This is a genomic window from Pseudidiomarina indica (assembly GCF_900104245.1).
GTDB classification, from domain to species: domain Bacteria; phylum Pseudomonadota; class Gammaproteobacteria; order Enterobacterales; family Alteromonadaceae; genus Pseudidiomarina; species Pseudidiomarina indica.
Genome location: NZ_FMXN01000003.1, coordinates 78,237 through 97,022, shown reverse-complemented (window position 1 = coordinate 97,022; position 18,786 = coordinate 78,237). Strand labels below are relative to the sequence as shown.

The 18,786-nt window shown below is 49.5% G+C and carries 19 protein-coding genes; 13 read left to right on the top strand and 6 right to left on the bottom strand.

The window, feature by feature from the left end; genetic code table 11:
- From BLP64_RS03715 to rppH, 3 genes are read right to left on the bottom strand one after another with little or no spacing between them, the layout of a single operon-like run.
- The gene (locus BLP64_RS03715) at positions 1–792 is read right to left on the bottom strand and encodes a sulfite exporter TauE/SafE family protein (RefSeq protein WP_092591880.1); all 792 of its coding nucleotides are present in this window, start codon (positions 790–792) and stop codon (positions 1–3) included.
- 22 nt (positions 793–814) lie between these two features.
- Entirely contained in the window at positions 815–3,079 is a 2,265-nt protein-coding gene (gene ptsP / locus BLP64_RS03710) for a phosphoenolpyruvate--protein phosphotransferase (RefSeq protein WP_092591878.1), read from the bottom strand.
- Between the two features lie 12 nt (positions 3,080–3,091).
- Positions 3,092–3,610 (bottom strand): RNA pyrophosphohydrolase, encoded by a 519-nt coding sequence (gene rppH / locus BLP64_RS03705; protein ID WP_092591876.1) that lies wholly within the window; start codon positions 3,608–3,610, stop codon positions 3,092–3,094.
- 91 nt (positions 3,611–3,701) lie between these two features.
- On the opposite strand from rppH, the gene mutH reads away from it, so the two are divergent.
- From mutH to arcA, 8 genes are all read left to right on the top strand, one after another.
- Positions 3,702–4,376, top strand: coding sequence for a DNA mismatch repair endonuclease MutH (mutH, locus tag BLP64_RS03700; protein WP_092591874.1), 675 nt, complete (start codon positions 3,702–3,704; stop codon positions 4,374–4,376).
- Positions 4,357–5,076, top strand: a complete 720-nt coding sequence (locus tag BLP64_RS03695) for a DUF2982 domain-containing protein (RefSeq protein ID WP_092591872.1) — start codon at positions 4,357–4,359, stop codon at positions 5,074–5,076. The genes mutH and BLP64_RS03695 overlap by 20 nt, the downstream gene beginning before the upstream one ends.
- Before the next feature lie 7 nt (positions 5,077–5,083).
- On the top strand, positions 5,084–5,515 hold the full coding sequence (locus BLP64_RS03690) for an ATP-dependent zinc protease family protein (RefSeq protein WP_092592124.1): 432 nt from the start codon (positions 5,084–5,086) through the stop codon (positions 5,513–5,515).
- Complete coding sequence (gene rimK, locus BLP64_RS03685; RefSeq protein ID WP_092591870.1) at positions 5,512–6,417, top strand: 30S ribosomal protein S6--L-glutamate ligase; 906 nt, start codon at positions 5,512–5,514, stop codon at positions 6,415–6,417. Before BLP64_RS03690 ends, rimK begins: the two co-directional genes overlap by 4 nt.
- Positions 6,418–6,424: 7 nt before the next feature.
- The gene (locus BLP64_RS03680; RefSeq protein ID WP_092591868.1) at positions 6,425–7,447 is read left to right on the top strand and encodes a succinylglutamate desuccinylase/aspartoacylase family protein; all 1,023 of its coding nucleotides are present in this window, start codon (positions 6,425–6,427) and stop codon (positions 7,445–7,447) included.
- Between the two features lie 31 nt (positions 7,448–7,478).
- On the top strand, positions 7,479–8,510 hold the full coding sequence (locus BLP64_RS03675) for a class I SAM-dependent methyltransferase (RefSeq protein ID WP_176754907.1): 1,032 nt from the start codon (positions 7,479–7,481) through the stop codon (positions 8,508–8,510).
- Between the two features lie 6 nt (positions 8,511–8,516).
- On the top strand, positions 8,517–10,166 hold the full coding sequence (locus BLP64_RS03670) for a sensor histidine kinase (RefSeq protein WP_092591864.1): 1,650 nt from the start codon (positions 8,517–8,519) through the stop codon (positions 10,164–10,166).
- Positions 10,167–10,283: 117 nt separating this feature from the next.
- A complete protein-coding gene (arcA, locus tag BLP64_RS03665) occupies positions 10,284–11,039 on the top strand; it encodes a two-component system response regulator ArcA (protein WP_092591862.1) in 756 nt (251 codons plus the stop codon).
- Here arcA and BLP64_RS03660 read toward each other — a convergent pair.
- The gene (locus BLP64_RS03660; RefSeq protein ID WP_092591860.1) at positions 11,019–11,357 is read right to left on the bottom strand and encodes an Hpt domain-containing protein; all 339 of its coding nucleotides are present in this window, start codon (positions 11,355–11,357) and stop codon (positions 11,019–11,021) included. The two genes, arcA and BLP64_RS03660, sit on opposite strands and share 21 nt — an antisense overlap.
- 172 nt (positions 11,358–11,529) lie before the next feature.
- Between BLP64_RS03660 and folE2 the strand changes: the two genes are divergently transcribed.
- The 5 genes from folE2 to BLP64_RS03635 all read left to right on the top strand — a co-directional run bounded on the left by folE2 (position 11,530) and on the right by BLP64_RS03635 (position 16,906).
- On the top strand, positions 11,530–12,468 hold the full coding sequence (gene folE2, locus BLP64_RS03655) for a GTP cyclohydrolase FolE2 (protein WP_233340095.1): 939 nt from the start codon (positions 11,530–11,532) through the stop codon (positions 12,466–12,468).
- A 91-nt stretch (positions 12,469–12,559) separates the two neighbouring features.
- A complete protein-coding gene (locus tag BLP64_RS03650) occupies positions 12,560–13,588 on the top strand; it encodes an adenosine kinase (protein WP_092591858.1) in 1,029 nt (342 codons plus the stop codon).
- A gap of 9 nt (positions 13,589–13,597) precedes the next feature.
- Entirely contained in the window at positions 13,598–14,962 is a 1,365-nt protein-coding gene (gene ahcY, locus BLP64_RS03645) for an adenosylhomocysteinase (RefSeq protein WP_092591856.1), read from the top strand.
- A 5-nt stretch (positions 14,963–14,967) separates the two neighbouring features.
- The gene (locus BLP64_RS03640) at positions 14,968–15,525 is read left to right on the top strand and encodes a GNAT family N-acetyltransferase (RefSeq protein ID WP_092591854.1); all 558 of its coding nucleotides are present in this window, start codon (positions 14,968–14,970) and stop codon (positions 15,523–15,525) included.
- A gap of 25 nt (positions 15,526–15,550) precedes the next feature.
- On the top strand, positions 15,551–16,906 hold the full coding sequence (locus BLP64_RS03635; RefSeq protein ID WP_092591852.1) for an NAD(P)/FAD-dependent oxidoreductase: 1,356 nt from the start codon (positions 15,551–15,553) through the stop codon (positions 16,904–16,906).
- Here the strand turns inward: BLP64_RS03635 and BLP64_RS03630 are convergent.
- Positions 16,878–18,050 (bottom strand): ABC transporter permease, encoded by a 1,173-nt coding sequence (locus BLP64_RS03630; protein ID WP_176754906.1) that lies wholly within the window; start codon positions 18,048–18,050, stop codon positions 16,878–16,880. The two genes, BLP64_RS03635 and BLP64_RS03630, sit on opposite strands and share 29 nt — an antisense overlap.
- Positions 18,047–18,781 carry an ABC transporter ATP-binding protein gene (locus BLP64_RS03625; protein WP_092591850.1) on the bottom strand — a complete coding sequence of 245 codons (735 nt, stop codon included), beginning with the start codon at positions 18,779–18,781 and terminating at the stop codon, positions 18,047–18,049. Before BLP64_RS03625 ends, BLP64_RS03630 begins: the two co-directional genes overlap by 4 nt.
- Positions 18,782–18,786: the final 5 nt, after the last annotated feature.

The window sequence follows — 18,786 nt, the reverse complement described above, 5'->3', positions numbered from 1 at the left end:
TTATCCTATAACCAACTTTAATGACAACACTGCTAGCAGTACGGCAAAACCACGCTGCAAATATGTTACCGGTAATTTCTGTGTCAGGTGGGCACCCAATGGCGCAAAAATGATGGAAGTGATGGAAATAGCGAACCATGCAGGCCCATGAACGTAACCGAACAAGCTATCTGTTGCCGCGTGCTGCTGGCCAAGCAGGATATAGGTCAATACTCCCGCCACTCCAATACTTAAACTCCCCACAGAGGATACCGCAATGGCTTGACGAATGGGAACATTCAACCGTTGCAGCAACGGTACCGTTAACGAGCCTCCACCAATACCAACCAACCCAGAGAGCGACCCCATGGCGCTTGCTATCAGCGCAATGAGCCGTTTTGATACCCCGGTTAGCGGCGCCCCGCCCCGCTGCGGAATCAACATGCGGACTGCTAACAGCAACAGCACCACAGCCAGGATTCGTTGTAACCATGCAGGATTCATTATGGTGGCCAGCCACGCACCAAGGGCAGCTCCCACCATGAGCCCAGGTACCAACCGCCGTACCCAGAAAAAGCTCACTTGACCATGACGCAGATGGGAACGAGCAGAGCTCATGGTGGTCATGACAATTGTGCCTAGCGATGTCGCAACTGCCATTTGCACCACAAGTTCTTGCGGCACGCCCAAAATGGGCAATAAATAAATGAGTAAAGGGACAATCACCAAGCCGCCGCCAATGCCAAGCAAGCCAGCTAATAGGCCAGCGAACATACCGCCCCCTAAACACCACAACCAGCCCGTTAAGAGCACGTCAACTCCTTCTGTTCTTATCTTAAGAACCAGCTCGGACGAACCCGCCTAAACCAGCATTTTCAAGTGCCAACACGACGATTTGATGAACTTCTTCAACGGTTCGTGCACGCAATGCGCGGGCCAGAACCTCTTCTAAGTCAGCAGCAGCGAGATGACGGATAATCCAGCGGATTCGATCCACGTTATAACTATTCATACTTAAGTCGCGATAACCCATCGCCACCAACAACATTGCGCCACCCGGTTCGCCAGCAAGCTCACCACACACAGAAACGGGTTTTCCTAGCGCCGTACACCGATCTAAAATTGCTTTTAGTGCATGTAACACGCCGGGATGAAAGGCATCATACAAGTTTGCGACACGGCTGTTATTGCGATCGACCGCCAATAAATACTGGGTGAGATCATTGGTACCAATTGAAAAAAAATCGACTTTACTAGCAATGTTCTGTAACTGATAGATCACCCCAGGCACTTCAATCATCACCCCGATTTGTGGCTGTTGCAAACGATCATCACCCAACTCATCAGAGACTTCATAATACGCTTGATGAATGAGACGAATGGACTCATCGACCTCTTCTGCACTGGTCACCATTGGCAACAAAATCTGCAGATTATTACAGTCCAGCGAAGCGCGTAACATGGCCCGAATCTGGACCAAAAAAATCTCTGGATGGTCCAGAGTTAAGCGGATGCCACGCCAACCTAAGAATGGATTTTCTTCATGCAGGCGCAAATAAGGTAAGGGTTTATCCCCCCCAACATCCAGTGTGCGCATAACCACTGGAGCGCCACAAAACTGTTGCAGCACTTGCCGGTAAATCTCTTCCTGCTCCGATTCACTGGGCAATCGATCACGCATCATAAAAGGAATTTCGGTGCGGTATAGTCCCACACCATTGACGTCCAGTTCATTCAGCCAACCACGTTCCGTATTTAACCCCCAATTGAGGTGTAATTGGACTGGAACGCCATCGGTTGTTTCTATTGGCAACCCACGTGCGCTCATAATTTTTTGGCGCAATACCAACTCTTCATCGGCTAACAGTCGATATTCTTGTTCCAACTGCAAGGGAGGATTGATAAACACATCTCCCACATAGCCATCAACCACTAGCAACTCACCGTTCACGTCGCTTAATTGGACGTTATCAGCCCCCAGCACAGCTGGAATGCCCATACTACGCGCCAGAATAGCAGCATGAGAATTGCTTGAACCACGTAGTGAAACGATTCCTAAAAACTCGGTATGAGGCAATTCTGCCAACATGGTCGGCGTGACTTCATCGGCAACCAAAATACACTGCGCAGGAGGGTTGAGACGGCGTGTTTCACGATGTTGTAAATGCGCTAAGATACGATTCCCTAAATCGCGCACATCGCTCGCACGTTCTCGAATATATTCATCATCCAGACTTTCAAACTGCGTGACGAGCTGTTCCACGACGATTTTCAAGGCAGTTTGTGCGCGCCAGCCTTCATTGATCGCTTTTTCAACGTCAGCCCCCAAACTGGCCGAATCAATCATGGCATGGTACGCATCAAAAATTGCCAAGGTCTCTTCAGCAACTTGTCCGCGCATGCTCTCACTGATAGTACTTAGCTCGTGGCGTGTTCGCGCCACCGCAGCTCGAAATGCGCGAATTTCATGCTCCGGCATATCAGTGCGTTTCGCTACCACTTCACTCAGTCGTGCTGGCGGTGTTAACACCAAAGCCTCACCAATTGCCACACCAGGTGCGGCAGGGATTCCCTTTAGCGTATGCAAGGTCGTTTTCGGTTGCGTGAGCTGCAAAATACCCTTCGCATCAGCATGAGCAATGACCACTGCAAGCTGCGCCGCCAAGGTCATAATAAATGCCTCTTCATCACGGGTAAAAGCGCGCTCTTCCGCTTGTTGTACCACGAGCACTCCAAACAAGCGGCGACGATGAATCAAGGGTGTGGCCAACATTGCTTTATAGCGTTGTTCGTCCACCTGTTTCAGTTTATAAAACGCAGGATGCTCAGGGGCATTCGGAATATTTAGCGGCTCTTCTCGAAATGCTGCCATACTAATGACCCCTTCGCCGAAGGGGACATAAATCGGTTTTTTAGATTTGATTTCCAGGCCGTCTGTTGCCGCTAACACAAATTGCTGCTGATCGTGATTCGCTAGGTACACGGTACACGAATCTGTCACCAAAGCTTCCTTTACTTGGCGCACCATGGTCTGCAGCGCCACATTAAAATCTGGCGCCTGATTCACGGCTTCAACGATTCGTTGTAATACTCGCAGCATACACGGCCTTGTTTAGGAATTGCGGCGACGACGAGCTGGTCGTGACCGACGAGCCATAGTGTGAATCACCATGGGCGCGAATTCCTTCAACACTCGCCGATATACTTCCCGTTTGAACGACACCACCTGCCGGACTGGGTACCAGTAACTGACCCAACGCCAATCATCAAACTCTGGATGCTGAGACTGCATCACATTCACATCTTTCTCACTACACTTAAGCCGTAGTAAGAACCACTTCTGCTTTTGACCAATACAGGTTGGCCGTTGTTCGCGTCGTACCAACCGCTTGGGTAACCGATAACGTAACCAATGACGGCTGGCGTAAATAATTTCGACTTGCTCAGGTTTTAAACCAACCTCTTCCCATAGTTCTCGATACATGGCTTGTTCAGGGGTTTCGCCCCCGTCAATTCCGCCCTGCGGAAATTGCCAACTATGTTGTCCAAATCGACGCGCCCAAAATACCTGTCCTTGTTCGTTACAGATAATGATTCCTACATTGGCTCGGAATCCTTCTGCGTCTATCACGCGAGCGCCCTCATAAATTCGACATCTTGCTAGGATTTTTCCATAATCGCGACATGAATGAAAGGACTAATCCATAAAGGCGGAGTGAAAAGTGCAACTGAACCAACTCTTTGAACGTGCAAGCGCCCTCGCTGGGCATCGCTTTGCCGATGTTGCCGCCGCGTTGAATATTCCGATGCCAGAAAACCTGCGGCGCAACAAAGGCTGGGTAGGGCAATTATTAGAAGCTGCACTTGGCGCCAGCGCCGGTTCACAAGCATTGCAGGACTTCCCGGAGCTCGGGGTGGAGTTAAAAACCATCCCTTTAGATGCACAGGGGAAACCCTTAGAAACCACCTTTGTTTGCACCACCCCGTTAGTAGATATTGACCAACTAACCTGGGAAACCAGCAATGTCCGTAATAAATTACAATGTGTGCTGTGGATTCCTGTGGATGGCCGCCGCGATGTGCCGTTAGCCGAGCGGCGAATTGGGACGGCGTTTTTATGGCAACCTACCCCAGCGCAAGATGCTCAGCTGAAAGCGGATTGGCAAGAACATATGGATAAAATTGCATTAGGCGAGGTGGAAACGATTACCGCGCATCAAGGCGAAGTGCTTCAGCTTCGCCCCAAAGCAGCCAATAGTCGCGTATTAACCGATGCCATTGGTCCGGATGGCCAGCTGATTCAAACGTTACCCCGTGGTTTTTATTTGAAAACGCACTTTACTGCCCAAATTATCGCGCAAACCTTTGAGGTTCCTCATGCCCCGCCCGCACGATGATCGGATCGTGTATGTGCACCCCTTTACCCGTGCTTACGCCGTCTTTTTCTGCTGTTTCGGGGTGGCTATTTTTGCCGTTACGATGTTCCTGTGGTTGACCAATACAGCGTTAGCACCTGCCGCCTATGGGTTGCTCTGGCTCGCCAGTGCGGTGTTATTTTTGTTAGGCTGTGCCAAACTTATCGAACCTCCAATCAGCCTCGCCATTACACCGCAGGAAATTACCTACCTGCATCGACGCGGCAGCTGGCAACTACGTTGGGAGAATATTCTGCGCTATGGCGTGCCTACCATACAGCAGGGCTTAGGGCATGAGTCCTTACCCTATTTGGGCTTTCGTGTTCGTGATATTGAACCCGTGATTATCGCCATTACGCCTCGTTTAGCCGTTTATCTATTACGCGAACAACGCCATTTGCTCGCCACCGCACTCCGCTCGGAAAAGCCGCATTTAAATGACTTTACGCCCTACTACGAAGTACCAGACCGTTTCCTTGGTAATTCTGGCACGACCTACTACGGGGTGCAGGCTATGTTCGCAAAAAGATGTGAACACTTTCGGGAATTATTGGGGTATGATTTAGTGCTATCGGCCACCACGTTAGACCGTGATTTAGAAGAATTTATCGGTTGGTTACAAACCCTAGAAAGGAGTCGTCAACCAGTCTCTAACGGTGACACCGAATCAAACAACGAGTAACAATATGATGCAAACACTAGGTTGGCGAGAGTGGGGAGCGCTTCCAGAGCTCGGCATTCAAGCCATAAAAATGAAAGTGGATACCGGCGCACGGACATCGTGCTTGCATGCGTTCAAATTAGAACCATTTGAAAAAAATGGGGAAGCTTGGCTCCGTATTTGGCTACACCCGGAACAAGATTCGCTCCGTGAGCAAGTGTGTGAAGCAAAAATACATGATCAACGTAAAGTCACCGATTCAGGCGGTCATAGTGAGCTACGATATGTTATTCTATCCACTCTTGTCTTAGGGGATTTTTCACAACCGATAGAGTTGACGTTAACCAACCGTGACACCATGAAGTTTCGGATGTTGTTAGGGCGCCAAGCGATGCGTCAACATTTTATCGTCGACCCCGATAAATCTTATTTACTTGGCCAGCCTGGAGCCATCGCATGAGAATTGCAATTTTATCGCGCAACCCCCGCCTCTATTCCACACGTCGTTTAGTGGAAGCCGGCGAAGCACGAGGACACACTGTTGATGTTTTGGATCCGCTTCGTTGTTATATGAATATCAACGCGCGCGAATCATCCATCCATATGAAAGGAAAAGACCTTCCGCAATACGACGCGGTTATTCCGCGGATTGGTGCGTCTATTACTTTCTTCGGTACGGCTGTCTTACGCCAATTTGAAATGATTGGTACTTACCCTCTCAATGAGTCGGTCGCGATTTCTCGCAGCCGCGACAAGTTGCGTTCGTTGCAATTGCTGAGCCGTAAAGGCATCGGGTTACCCATTACTGGTTTCGCGAGCCAACCCCAAGATATTCCCGATTTAATTGAAATGGTCGGCGGCGCTCCGCTGGTCATTAAGTTGCTTGAAGGCACGCAAGGCATTGGGGTGGTGTTGGCCGAAACACGACAAGCAGCAGAAAGTGTGATTGAAGCCTTTATGGGGCTCGAGTCGCACATCATGGTGCAGGAATATATTAAAGAGGCCGGTGGGGCAGATATCCGCTGTTTTGTGATTGGCGATAAAGTGATTGCCGCCATGAAACGTCAAGCCAAATCTGGCGAGTTCCGGTCAAACTTGCATCGTGGTGGAACGGCCAGCTTAGTGAAATTAACTCCGGCCGAACGTGCCACCGCAGTTAAAGCAGCCAAAACCATGGGCTTAAATGTGGCCGGTGTGGATATTTTGCGCTCCAACCATGGTCCGCTCGTCATGGAAGTGAACTCCTCACCTGGGCTAGAAGGTATTGAAGGGGCCACCGGTAAAGACGTGGCTGACCAAATCATTAGCTTTATTGAAAAAAATGCCAAGGCGAATAAAACCCGCACCAAAGGTCGAGGGTAATTTCGGTATGAAGCACCGCTCCTATCAGCTCGCCAACCAACGCGTCGCTCCAGGCTCACGTCATAGCGTTAAAATTCCTGCAGCGCGTTTGTATAACGATACCCCGTTGGATTTACATGCTGAGGTGTTTCACGGGGTCAAGCCGGGTCCCACGTTATTGGTGTGTGCCGCGATTCATGGCGATGAACTCAACGGGATTGAAATTTGCCGTCAACTGATGAGCGAATTGGATCCGTTGCAACTGACCGGAACCGTGATTATTGTACCTATCGTGAATATTTATGGGTTCATTCATCAATCACGCTATCTTCCCGACCGCCGTGATCTCAATCGCTGCTTCCCCGGCTCAGAGCGCGGAGCATTAGGCAGCCGTCTGGCCCATTTGTTTAATGAAACCTTGGTACAAAATGCCACCCATGTTATCGACTTGCATACCGGGGCAATCCATCGCAGTAATTTGCCCCAAATTAGAGTTGATGTGGATAATGCAGAAGCGTTACAAATGGCTGAGGCGTTCGGCACACCCGTTATTTTAAACAGCAAAGAACGAGATGGTTCTCTACGTGCGTTGGCCTCCGAACTTGGTATCCCATTGATTCTTTATGAAGCGGGTGAAGCGTTGCGGTTTGATTATGCCGCCATTAAAGCCGGCGTCACCGGTGTACAAAACGTGATGAAAAGTTTAAAAATGATCAAAGGCCGCCGTACCCGCAAGAAAGTACAGCCGGTGATTGCTCAGCGCAGCGCTTGGATCCGCAACGAATACGACGGTTTGGTGTTGCCTAAAGTTGAATTAGGCCAAACCATTAACAAAGGGCAAGTTGTTGCTCAAACAGTCAACCCGCATGGTGACGAAGTGCATGCCATCCGCAGCCCTTATCATGGGATTGTAATTGGCATTAGCAATATTCCTGTCGCCAATGAAGGTGAGGCCCTATTTAACGTTGCTCAATTTAATGGCGAGCGAATCGAGTCCGCGAGCGAAAATGTTGATGTGTTTGTTGAAGCGTACCAACTAAAACCGATTTAACTCATCCTCTAACTTTGTGGAGAATTTGCGGTTGAAACATTTAAGTCTTCCTTCTCAATTAGTGATTCGCCAACATGAGCGTCTCACGCAACAATCATTGTTAGTGGTGAACGCTCCCGATCCGGAAGTTGCCGATATTTTACCTGTGGTAGCCCATTGGCAATGGCATGCAGGCTATGCCGAACGCTGGCAACACCAGCAGCACGAAGTAGCCCATCATTTCGATGTCGCGCCACCAGCCACGACCACGGCCGAAGCAGCACTGGTCTGGCTGCCAAAAGAAAAACAACTCACACTTTATGTCCTCGATGCTTTATGCCATTTACTACCGCCCGGCGCGCCAATTTGGCTGGTAGGGGAAAATCGTAGCGGCATCAAAAGCATCCATAAACAATTCACGGATGCGGTGGCCCCCTCACAAAAGGTTGCCGTAGGCTGTCATTCCTTGCTGATCTGCACCCAGGTTGTGCAGTCGACCAAGCACTTTGATTACCAAAGTTACTTTGAATATTGTGAGCTACCGCAACCCGGCCAAGACACGCCATTACAACTAGCCAGTTTGCCCGGAGTATTTGCGTTTCCTGGCATTGATGCTGGTAGTGCGATGTTACTCCAGCACCTGCCCCACTGGCAGCAGGGTCAGGTACTCGACTTTGCCTGTGGCCATGGTGTGTTAGGAGCCTGGCTCAATCGCCAAGCACCGGCACTCCAAATCACTTATTTAGATGTCAGCGCCATTGCGTTAGCCGCGACCAAGCGCACCTTGGCATTAAACCAGTTGCAAGGAGACTGTGTTGCCAGTGAAGGGCTACAGACGTCCCTGGGGAAATTTGATTACGTGGTGAGTCACCCTCCCTTTCATACCGGTTTAGCGACCGACTATGTAATTGGGCAACAGTTTTTAGGGCAAGTGGCTCAACATTTACGCAAAAATGGCGAGCTTTGGCTCGTTGCGAATCGTTTTTTACCTTGGCCAGAGTTAATCGAACAGGCCTTCGGCCATTGTGAGCGCGTCGCCGAGGACAATAAATTTGCGGTTTACCGGGCCCAACAGCGAAGCTAAGTAGCCATGTTGATCTTTAAAGTCAGCTCCATCAAGCGCAGTGTCACCACCCTTGTGATTCTTATCACAACCTTACTGGTGGCCTTGTCTTGTTTGGTAGTGAGTTTAAATTTCATTCATCAAACCTACACTCGCTCCATTGAGTTGACGGAACACATCACTGATTTAGTGGCAAGCCATAGCGCGCCATTTATGGTTTATGCACAAGCGGAAAATGCCAACCGCTGGTTACAGCCATTCGCAGCCTTTGACGAAGTCGAACACATTCACTTATATCGCTACGAGCTCAGTGACGACTCGCTAAACTTTTTAGCCAGTTATTACCATATCCAGGAAGCGCCCATTCCGGTGCGCTTTGACCGAGTCGCTGAACTCTCCGGCGCAGTGATGACGGATAACTATATTGAAGCCGCACGCGCCGTGAAGCTGCAAGATTCGCTCCAGGGCTATGTGTATGTGCGCACTTCCAGAGCAGCCTACGATGAAGCGCGAACCTTATCGCTGGTGATCAGTGTGGCAGTCACCATCGCGAGCTTGATCCTGAGTTGGGTGATGTCGTTGTGGTTACGGCGCAGCATTACGCACCCGCTCGATGTTATGGTCAATAGCATTCAAGACATTGCCCGCCAAAAGCACTACGACAAAACCCTGCAGAGCTTCGAATTACAAGAGCTTGATCGGGTAGCTCAAGCGTTTAATGGCTTATTGCATCGCATTCAGCAACACATCCAACGGCAACAGCTTGCCGAACAGCAAGCCAATGAATTGAATGCCGAATTAGAGCAGCAAGTGGAACAACGAACGGAACAATGGAAACGTTCTATCTCGGATTTACAAGAAGCTCTCGATACCGCCCACCAGTACCACAACGAGCTGGTTGAAGCGAAAAAAATGAAAAGTTTAACCGTGCTCGTGGCGGGGGTTGCTCATGAAGTCAACACGCCAGTCGGCCTCGCGGTTACCTCGTCATCCATTCTGCAAGACCATTTAGCGGCGCTTGAAAAGAAGTTTTTTGATAAGAGTCTGACCAGTAAGGAATTCGAGCGCCATCTTGGGGCGTTCAAAGAAAACCTGGATGTGGTCATTCGAAATATTAAGCGTACCGCAAACCTTATCAGTCGTTTCAGTAGTTTGTCGATGGACCAAATCAACCAAGATGAGCGCGTGGTTAATTTGGCCAACTTTTGGCAGGAGATGATCCAATCACTCATCAAACGTTATCCTGAGCTTGCCCAGGTTACCATTACCCCAACCATTCCCGCTGAGCTGACCGTGATTGTGCGGGCAGCGCCCATGCAGCAAGTGCTCACCCAGCTCCTACTCAATTCATTGCAACACGCGTTTACCCGCACTGAACAGCCGCGAATTGAATTAACCATGAGCATTGCTGCCCTACCAAATGAGGATGAGCGTGTTGAGCTAACCATTATTTATCGCGATAATGGGGATGGCATCCCGCCAGAAATTCGGAACGAAGTATTCACTCCATTCGTTACCACGAAACGCTTCGCAGGCGCCACGGGGCTTGGGCTGCACTACGTATTTAACTTGGTCACCGTCATCCTACAAGGGCATATTAAGTATCAAAGCGCAGCCGACCAAGGAACCGAGTTTCACTTGACCATCCCCGTGCGACGTGCCACCTTCGCAAAGTAAACTTTCGCGCAAAGGTTGCAGGTTGCGCCCGCTGTATATAAAATTACATGCTAAACTATTACTTTTCACCAAATTCCAACAGATGTTATCGGATTTTCTGAACTTTCGGAACCTTATATGAGCGCCAGATTATTAATCGTCGAAGACGAAGTCGTCACACGAAATACCCTCACTCGGTTGTTTCAACAAGAGGGATACGATGTGTTCGATGCAGCTGACGGTATGCAGATGCAACGAATCATGGCTCGTCAACAAATTGACTTGGTCATTATGGACGTTAACTTACCCGGTAAAAGTGGTCTTGAGCTGGCCGAGAAGTTGCGTGAAAACGAAAACATTGGTTTGGTGTTTTTGACTGGCCGTGATGCGGATGAAGACCGTCTTCTCGCACTTGAGCTAGGAGCCGATGATTATTTGATCAAGCCGTATAACCCGAAGGAACTCATTATTCGGGTACGTAATCTTTATCGTCGAATTGAAGTATTGAAAAGCCAACAACAAAGTGTTGGTCACGACAGCGTGGTGTATGAGTTTAACGGTTGGCGCTTAGAAAGCGATAGCCGTTGCCTGTTTTCACCCGATGGCAAAATGTTCCGCCTGCCCAAAAGTGAATACCGCGCAATGGAACTCTTTTTAACAAACCCGGGTAAAATTTTAGACCGGGAAACCTTGGTAAAGAAAATGCTGGATCGGGAATTACGCCCCAATGACCGTACCGTCGACGTTGCGATTCGTCGTATTCGACGGCACTTTGAGGCGTTACCAGACTCCCCCAACCTGATCACCACCATTCATGGCGAAGGTTATCGGTTTGTCGGTGATGTGAGCATCCGCCATTTAGAACAACCGTCGCTAAACAGCCCGGACCTTTAACCAACGTTTCAATTGATGCTGATGCAGTGGGACTTCAAGTACCCACTGTTCCAGCACATCATCCACTTCGTTCCATTCCCACGCATCGCGTTCAAGACGCTCCATCGGCAGCGCTAGTTGGCTTAAACCGACCGAGCGACATGCGCCTTTAATACGATGAGCTTGACGCCGTGTTTCTTCCTCATTGCGTTTCGCCACCACATCTTGCATATGGTCAATGTACCCGCTAATGTTGTCATCAAATGTCGCGTACATTTCTTGAACACCTGGTGGTCCAAGTAACTCTAAAAACTGCTCAAGCAGTGTTTCATCTAACATGATGGGTACCTCATCCTTGCTTTATTATCCATAAAATTCGATACAAGCAATCGAATTTTTGTCCTTGGGTTGTAAACCCAATCTGGCAAACTATCGTATTGAGATTAATTCTTGTATACTATCGCCCCCTTAGTAAGGGACTCGTTTATTTACCGTTTGGAGTTGTATTAGCATGTCAACAGCTACCCCAACAATGATGCCAGATATTGCCAATCAAACCCGTGCCCAAACTGAAGGCACTCTTGATTGGGTCGGCATGAGCAATATCGAGATGCCACTGGTGGTCGGTGCTGCACAAGAACTTGAGCGCCCTGTCAGCGCCCATGTTGACGCTTTCGTCAACCTGACTGACCCCAAAGCCAAAGGCATTCACATGTCGCGCTTGTACTTGTTGTTGGAAGAGCTTTCCAACAATGACGTGCTTAATCACCAGTCGTTAAAAAAATTACTGCATGACTTTATAGATAGCCACGAAGGGCTGTCAGATCAAGCCTATGTGCGTTTTAGTTTCGATTATCACTTACGTCGTAAATCCTTGATCAGTAAAAAACAAGGCTGGAAAGCATACCCTGTTACTGTCACTGGACGTTATGATAACGGTCAATTAGTGCTTGAATTAGGCGTTGACGTTCCTTACTCCAGTACTTGCCCATGCTCGGCTGCTCTGGCACGTCAGCTCATTCAAGACGCCTTTGCCGAGAAGTTTGGCACCGATACTGACATTGATGCTGAAATGGTACACCGTTGGCTAGGTACCACACAAGGGATTGTTGCCACCCCGCACAGTCAACGTTCGGTCGCGCAAGTGAAAGTCATCATGAGCAACGACATGACCGAATTACCCATTAGCTTACTCATTGACGCGATTGAAGATTCATTGAAAACTCCGGTTCAAGCAGCGGTAAAACGTGAAGACGAACAAGAGTTTGCGCGCTTGAATGGCCAAAACTTGATGTTTTGTGAAGACGCCGCCCGCCGGCTGCAGCACACCCTAAATCAGCTGCCACAATACACCGATTTCTGGATTCGCGTGAATCACTATGAATCATTACACGCCCATGATGCGGTCAGCATCACCACCAAAGGCGTCACTGGCGGATATAAAGCTTAACCTATTTATCGACCTCCCAATCCGGCTGCGGTATACTTTGCAGCCGGATTTTTTGTTTTAGAACATAATGAAAACCCTACACGAGAAAGGCATGGAACCGATTGACATTGTTGGCATTGGTAACGCGTTGGTTGACCAAGAATTTGAAGTCACTGACGAGTTTTTGCAGCAGCACCGTATTGAAAAGGGATTAATGACCCTTATTGAAGATGAAGACCAAGAGCGTCTCATTCAATTACTCAGCCAACAAGGCGAGTTGAAAAAACAGTCAGGTGGCGGTTCTGCAGCCAACTCATTGGTAGGGTTTGCACAATTTGGCGGGAAGGCATTTTATTGCTGTAAAGTCGCCGATGATCAAGCCGGTCAATTCTATTGTGATGATTTAGAGCGAATTGGTATCACCACGAGCATTGGTCATAAGAAGCATGAAGGCAAAACCGGTCGCTGTCTGGTCATGGTCACCGCTGATGCAGAGCGGACCATGCGCACCTATTTAGGCATCACCGCAGATTTATCCGTCGATGAGCTCGATGAAAATGCCATTGCACGCGCCAAATACTTATACATTGAAGGCTATTTGGTTACCTCTCCTATTGCTCGCCAAGCCATTGTTCGTGCGAAGGAAATTGCCCGCGCGAACGGCACTAAAATCGCCGTAACTTGTTCCGATCCAGCCATGGTGAAGTACTTTCGCGATGGCATTGATTTGATCCTAGAAGGCGGTGTCGATGTATTGTTCTGTAACGAAGAAGAAGGCAAGTTGCTAACGGGCACCGACGATGCGCAAGAAGCACTGCAACTGTTGCAACAAAAAGCCAAACTCGTTGCCTTAACCTTAGGTAAGAATGGAGCTTTGGTCGGCGATGGCGAACGCCAAGTTGCCGTTCCGGGTGTGAAAGTTAAAGCCATTGATACCAATGGTGCCGGCGACATGTTTGCCGGGGCCATGATGTTTGGCCTGATCCGAAATTATTCATTGGCCGCATGTGGCCTATTAGCGAGTCACGCTGCTGCCGAAGTTGTTTCTAATTTTGGCCCGCGCTTGACCCGTGATAAACAACAGCAATTGCTCATTCGGTTACAACATGAGCCTGAATTTAAGCTGTCATCAACGAATTAAGAGGTTGTTATGCAAGATTATAAAGTCGCAGATATCAATTTAGCTGATTGGGGGCGTAAAGAAATCGCCATTGCCGAATCAGAGATGCCCGCGTTGATGGCCATTCGCCGGAAATACGCTGCGAGCCAACCATTGGCAGGTGCTCGTATTATAGGTTGTATTCATATGACCATCCAAACCGCGGTATTAATTGAAACCTTATTAGAACTGGGCGCAGAAGTACGCTGGTCATCATGTAATATTTTCTCAACCCAAGATCACGCCGCTGCAGCGATGGCTGCTGCAGGAGTTCCTGTGTTTGCCTGGAAAGGTGAAACCGAGGAGGAATACTTGTGGTGTTTAGAGCAAACCTGTCATAAAGATGGCGAGCTGTGGGACGCCAATATGATTTTGGATGACGGGGGCGACTTAACCCTGCTTATCCATGAAAAATACCCACAAATGCTGGACAAAATTCACGGCATCACGGAAGAAACCACTACGGGTGTTCACCGTTTGCTAGAAATGCTGAAGCAAGGCACCCTAAAAGTTCCAGCTATCAACGTGAATGATTCCGTTACCAAGTCTAAAAATGACAATAAATACGGTTGCCGCCACTCCCTTAATGACGCTATCAAGCGTGCCACCGACCATCTGCTGGCAGGTAAAAAAGCATTAGTGATTGGTTACGGTGATGTGGGTAAAGGCTCTGCAGCCAGCTTACGTCAGGAAGGCATGATTGTTAAAGTCACCGAGATTGACCCGATTTGTGCCATGCAAGCTTGCATGGATGGCTACGAAGTGGTCTCTCCGTACTTAAACGGCATCAATACCCAATCAGCGGAAGGAATTAACCGCCAGTTGCTGGAAAACACCGATCTGATCGTGACCACAACAGGCAACGTGAATGTTTGTGATCAGTACATGTTAGCGGCCTTAAAACCAACTGCGGTGGTGTGCAATATTGGTCACTTCGATAACGAAATCGATACCAAGTTCATGCGTGACAACTGGCGCTGGGAAGAAGTGAAGCCGCAAGTCCACAAAGTTTACCGCAGCGACGACATCAATGATTATCTTTTGCTGTTGTCCGAAGGTCGTTTGGTGAACTTAGGCAACGCTACTGGGCACCCAAGCCGGGTCATGGATGGTTCGTTTGCTAACCAAGTATTGGCGCAAATTCATTTATTTAGCGAGAAGTTTGCACAGTTGCCAGCAGCAGAAAAAGCTGTCAAGCTACGGGTTGAAGTGTTACCGAAACAACTGGATGAAGAGGTCGCACGTTACATGGTGCAAGGGTTTGGTGGTGTCATGACACGCCTCACTCAAACTCAGGCTGACTACATTCATGTTGATATCGATGGTCCATTTAAAACCGATGATTATCGCTACTAACGTGCATGATTGAGTATCGACACTTAACCACTACTGACTATGACGCCGTGATCGAGCTTGGCAATCGCATTCACGGCGACAATTACTTGACCTTGGAATCGCTCGCCGACTATGACCGTCGCGGTCGTGTTGGCGCAGCGAATCTCAATTGGCTGGCGTTTCTCGACGGCGAGTTGGCGGGAATTCGGTTAACCTTTGCCCCCGGCCAATGGGAGCTGGATGCGCAATGTAGCCCCGGCCAGTGGCCCTTCCCTGCCGAACAACTGTGTTACTTTAAATGTGCTGCCGTGGATCCCAAAACCCGCGGCACCGGCATCGGCCGTGAACTCTTAAACCGTTCCATTGCTGGGGCAAAAACCTTGGGCTGCCGCGCAGGCCTCGCTCATATCTGGATGCAAAGCCCCGGCAACGCTGCCTTTGAATACTTTACACATTGTGGTGGTCAACTCATTCGTGAGCATCCTAACCGCTGGCATGATCTTTCCCTCTACGAAGGCTATCACTGCCCAGTCTGTGATGGCATCTGCTATTGCAGTGCAGCAGAGATGCTCTTAATCTTCTAAGCGTCACCGAACCCTAGGAGGTTGGATGTACGACCCTCTGTACCATGTCGCTCCCGGCCCGCAGGCAGCACCAGCACCAAGTTACTGGCATGCCCATACCCAACCTCTCTGGCCATCAACCTCTGCGATACTTCCTGCCACTGCTGAAGTAGTTGTGATAGGCGCTGGCTACACCGGCTTAAATGCGGCCTTAGAGCTCGCTGAACGCTACCAACAGGAAGTTGTGGTGGTCGAGGCCAATGACTTAGGCTGGGGCTGTTCAACACGTAATGCAGGCTTTGCGATGCCGGGCACTGGTCGTTTAGGTTACTCCCATTGGCAAACAAAGTATGGCGAGGCTGTTGCTCAAGCCATTCAACACGAATACCAAGCAGCATTTGCTCGGCTCGAACGCCATCAGCAGGCCTGCCCGGAACAATTACAAGCACAACTGGGTGGCTACTTAAAAATCGCCCATCACCCTCGTACTGTGGCGGAGTTATATCGTCAGTATGAACGATTAGTCCACTATGAGCCCGCGACCAGCTGGCTCAACCAAGCCGACATTCAAACGCGCGTGCGCAGTCCCAACGCTTATGCAGCTATTCACTATCCTCAAAGCTTTGGACTGAATCCATTACTGCTCTTGGCGAGCATCGCCCGTCAAGCAGCGGCAGCGAATGTTCAATTGGTCACTCATGCCACCGTGACCGATTGGCAGACCATGCCCGGCGGTGCCTATCCACACCACCTGCAAACCTCACGGGGGGGCATTCAGGCCGCCAAAGTGATTATTGCTACCAACGGTTACACGCCTAACCAGCTACACGCCAGTGTTCATGGCCGAACCTTACCCATTCTCTCCAGTGTATTGGTAACTCGCCCATTAACTGCATTAGAGCAACAATCCATTGCACTGAGCCCACGTGAACTGGTGATGGATACCCGCACCCTCAAGTACTATTTTCGATTGTTGCCTGATGGACGGTTATTATTTGGAGGGCGTGGTGCAGTGCGGGGCAAAGACGCAGAACATTCACGTTATGCGGATCGGTTGTTGCGGGCGTTAGTCGCGACCTTCCCAACCTTGCAAGATTTACTGCTAGAGCCGCCCGCTTATTTTTGGAGCGGGTGGGTTGCCGCCGCATTTGATAACTACCCCAGGGTGTATCAACCAGCCGACGGTGTCTTTACCAGTATGGGCTATTGTGGTGCTGGCGTTACCTTTGCGCAACTGGCAGGGCAACGAGTCGCGCAATTAGCCATGGGCGAACCATTGCCTGCATTGCCCTTCTATCAAACGCCGCTACCTCGCTTTCCCTTGCCTCGGTTGCGGCGTATCGCGCAGCGACTCTACTATGGCTGGTACGGTCTTATAGACCAAATACCACTTTCTCGCTAGCCAACATACGACCAATCAAGCGCAAAATAATCCAGCCAACCAAGAGCGTCACCAGGCTACTGATAGCCAGCGGTAGCCACTGAATCATTTCACCTTTGATGATATCTAAGAGAGCCTGGTGCTGACCTGTGAGCGGTGCATAATAGAGGAGCGGATTCTTAGTGTTCGTAAATTCCACCCCGAATACCACCATCATTGGCAGCATCAGCACAAAGGAAATATAAGTTTGCGCCTCTTTAAAGCTTTTGGCCCGGAAACTCACAAACAATTGCAAAGCGGTGGCAAACAGCGCTAAAGGCAATAACATCACCGCCATGAGCAAAATATCACTTGCCGAAATCACCACACTAATGCCTATTTCATGTAACGGCAGGAATTGGAATACCCAAGGGATCAGCACCACACTCAGCACGCCGCCTGCCATCGCAAAGCAACTTGCGGCAAGGGCTTTCCCCATGACCAATTGCTGCGTGGGAATGGGTTGGGACAACAAAAGTTCCAGTGAATTACGCTCGCGCTCACCAGCGCTAATGTCGATGGCCACGTTCATTCCTGAGAAAAACACAGACAACAGGATAAAAATCATCGCACTGCCCATAATCAGCGCCGACCGTGACCCCTTGGTGGCGGTATCTTGTTTGATCACATCAATGGGCTGCATCACACGGGGATCAAGCCCACGCATTTGCAACCGAACATAAGCGATTTGCTGACTGTAGCCTTCCAGAGCTTGCTCAATCCGACGAATGTCCGAGCGCTGTTTGGTTGAGCTAAAATCAGCCGTCAGCGTTACCGGAGCAGGCAACGCTTGCGCGATGTTTGAGGCCCAATCAGCACCAATTTCAAGCGTAATTGGATGTTGCCCTGCTGGCCACGCCTGTTGGCGTTCGACAATCCCACGTTGCGCTAAAAAGTCGATGAAAGCTGGCGCATGCTCGGCCCCTTGAATATCAATTTCGACATCACTGGGATCGGTTAATTGGCTAATTAAAAAGAAAAACGCAACAGCCATCAACAAGGGTCCAAAAAAGGCGTAGGACATCGCCGCCATGACCGACCGTTTGTCACGGATGGCGTCACGCAGCTCTTTCATTAAAACAATTCGGGTGAGGCTTTGTGAAAACTTACGAGACCGACCACTCATGCCGCAATTCCTTCATCAGTACCAATAATTTTCACAAAGGCTTCTTCCAATGCGGTTTCACCCGTTAATTCACACAGCTCTTCTGGGGTCCCTTGAGCCGCCACTTTACCACCTGCAACAACCACCACTTGGTCACACAAGGCGGCGACTTCTTGCATCACGTGGCTGGAAAACAAAATACTGGTACCTTGCTGACGTAGTTCGCGCAATAAGTCACGCAAAATGCGTGTACTCATCACATCCAAGCCTCGGCTTGGTTCGTCCAAGATTAAATGTTTAGGATGGTGCACAATGGCTTGTGCTAACGCCACTTTCATTCGTTGCCCTTGAGAAAACCCGGTGGCCCGTCGATCTGCAATGGCTAACATATCTAAACGTTCAAACACCTGTTGTACAGCCACCGCCGCATCGACTTTGTTCATCCCGTGTAGTTGCGCAAAATAAGCCACTTGCTCACGTGCTGTCAGCCGCTCATATAAGCCAAATTTATCCGGGAAAATACCAATTTTCTTCCGCGCCGCTAACGGCTCTGCACTCGCATCAACGCCATCAATTAACGCCTGTCCTAAATCGGCTTTCAACAGTCCATAAATGGTACGTAAGCAAGTAGTTTTGCCTGCGCCATTGGGGCCCAGCAAGCCGGTAATTTGGCCTTCGGGCGCAGTAAAAGAGAGCCCATCCAACGCAGTCACTTGACCAAATTGTTTTCTAAGTTCGTTCACTTCTATCATGCTAC

Excerpts from the sequence above, each read along its gene's own strand:
- ptsP (WP_092591878.1), bottom strand. The coding sequence starts at position 3,079 with ATGCTGCGAGTATTACAACGAATCGTTGAAGCCGTGAATCAGGCGCCA.
- BLP64_RS03695 (WP_092591872.1), top strand. The coding sequence starts at position 4,357 with ATGCCCCGCCCGCACGATGATCGGATCGTGTATGTGCACCCCTTTACC.
- BLP64_RS03690 (WP_092592124.1), top strand. The coding sequence starts at position 5,084 with ATGCAAACACTAGGTTGGCGAGAGTGGGGAGCGCTTCCAGAGCTCGGC.
- rimK (WP_092591870.1), top strand. The coding sequence starts at position 5,512 with ATGAGAATTGCAATTTTATCGCGCAACCCCCGCCTCTATTCCACACGT.
- BLP64_RS03680 (WP_092591868.1), top strand. The coding sequence starts at position 6,425 with ATGAAGCACCGCTCCTATCAGCTCGCCAACCAACGCGTCGCTCCAGGC.
- BLP64_RS03670 (WP_092591864.1), top strand. The coding sequence starts at position 8,517 with ATGTTGATCTTTAAAGTCAGCTCCATCAAGCGCAGTGTCACCACCCTT.
- arcA (WP_092591862.1), top strand. The coding sequence starts at position 10,284 with ATGAGCGCCAGATTATTAATCGTCGAAGACGAAGTCGTCACACGAAAT.
- BLP64_RS03660 (WP_092591860.1), bottom strand. The coding sequence starts at position 11,357 with ATGTTAGATGAAACACTGCTTGAGCAGTTTTTAGAGTTACTTGGACCA.
- folE2 (WP_233340095.1), top strand. The coding sequence starts at position 11,530 with ATGTCAACAGCTACCCCAACAATGATGCCAGATATTGCCAATCAAACC.
- BLP64_RS03650 (WP_092591858.1), top strand. The coding sequence starts at position 12,560 with ATGGAACCGATTGACATTGTTGGCATTGGTAACGCGTTGGTTGACCAA.
- ahcY (WP_092591856.1), top strand. The coding sequence starts at position 13,598 with ATGCAAGATTATAAAGTCGCAGATATCAATTTAGCTGATTGGGGGCGT.
- BLP64_RS03640 (WP_092591854.1), top strand. The coding sequence starts at position 14,968 with ATGATTGAGTATCGACACTTAACCACTACTGACTATGACGCCGTGATC.
- BLP64_RS03635 (WP_092591852.1), top strand. The coding sequence starts at position 15,551 with ATGTACGACCCTCTGTACCATGTCGCTCCCGGCCCGCAGGCAGCACCA.
- BLP64_RS03630 (WP_176754906.1), bottom strand. The coding sequence starts at position 18,050 with ATGAGTGGTCGGTCTCGTAAGTTTTCACAAAGCCTCACCCGAATTGTT.
- BLP64_RS03625 (WP_092591850.1), bottom strand. The coding sequence starts at position 18,781 with ATGATAGAAGTGAACGAACTTAGAAAACAATTTGGTCAAGTGACTGCG.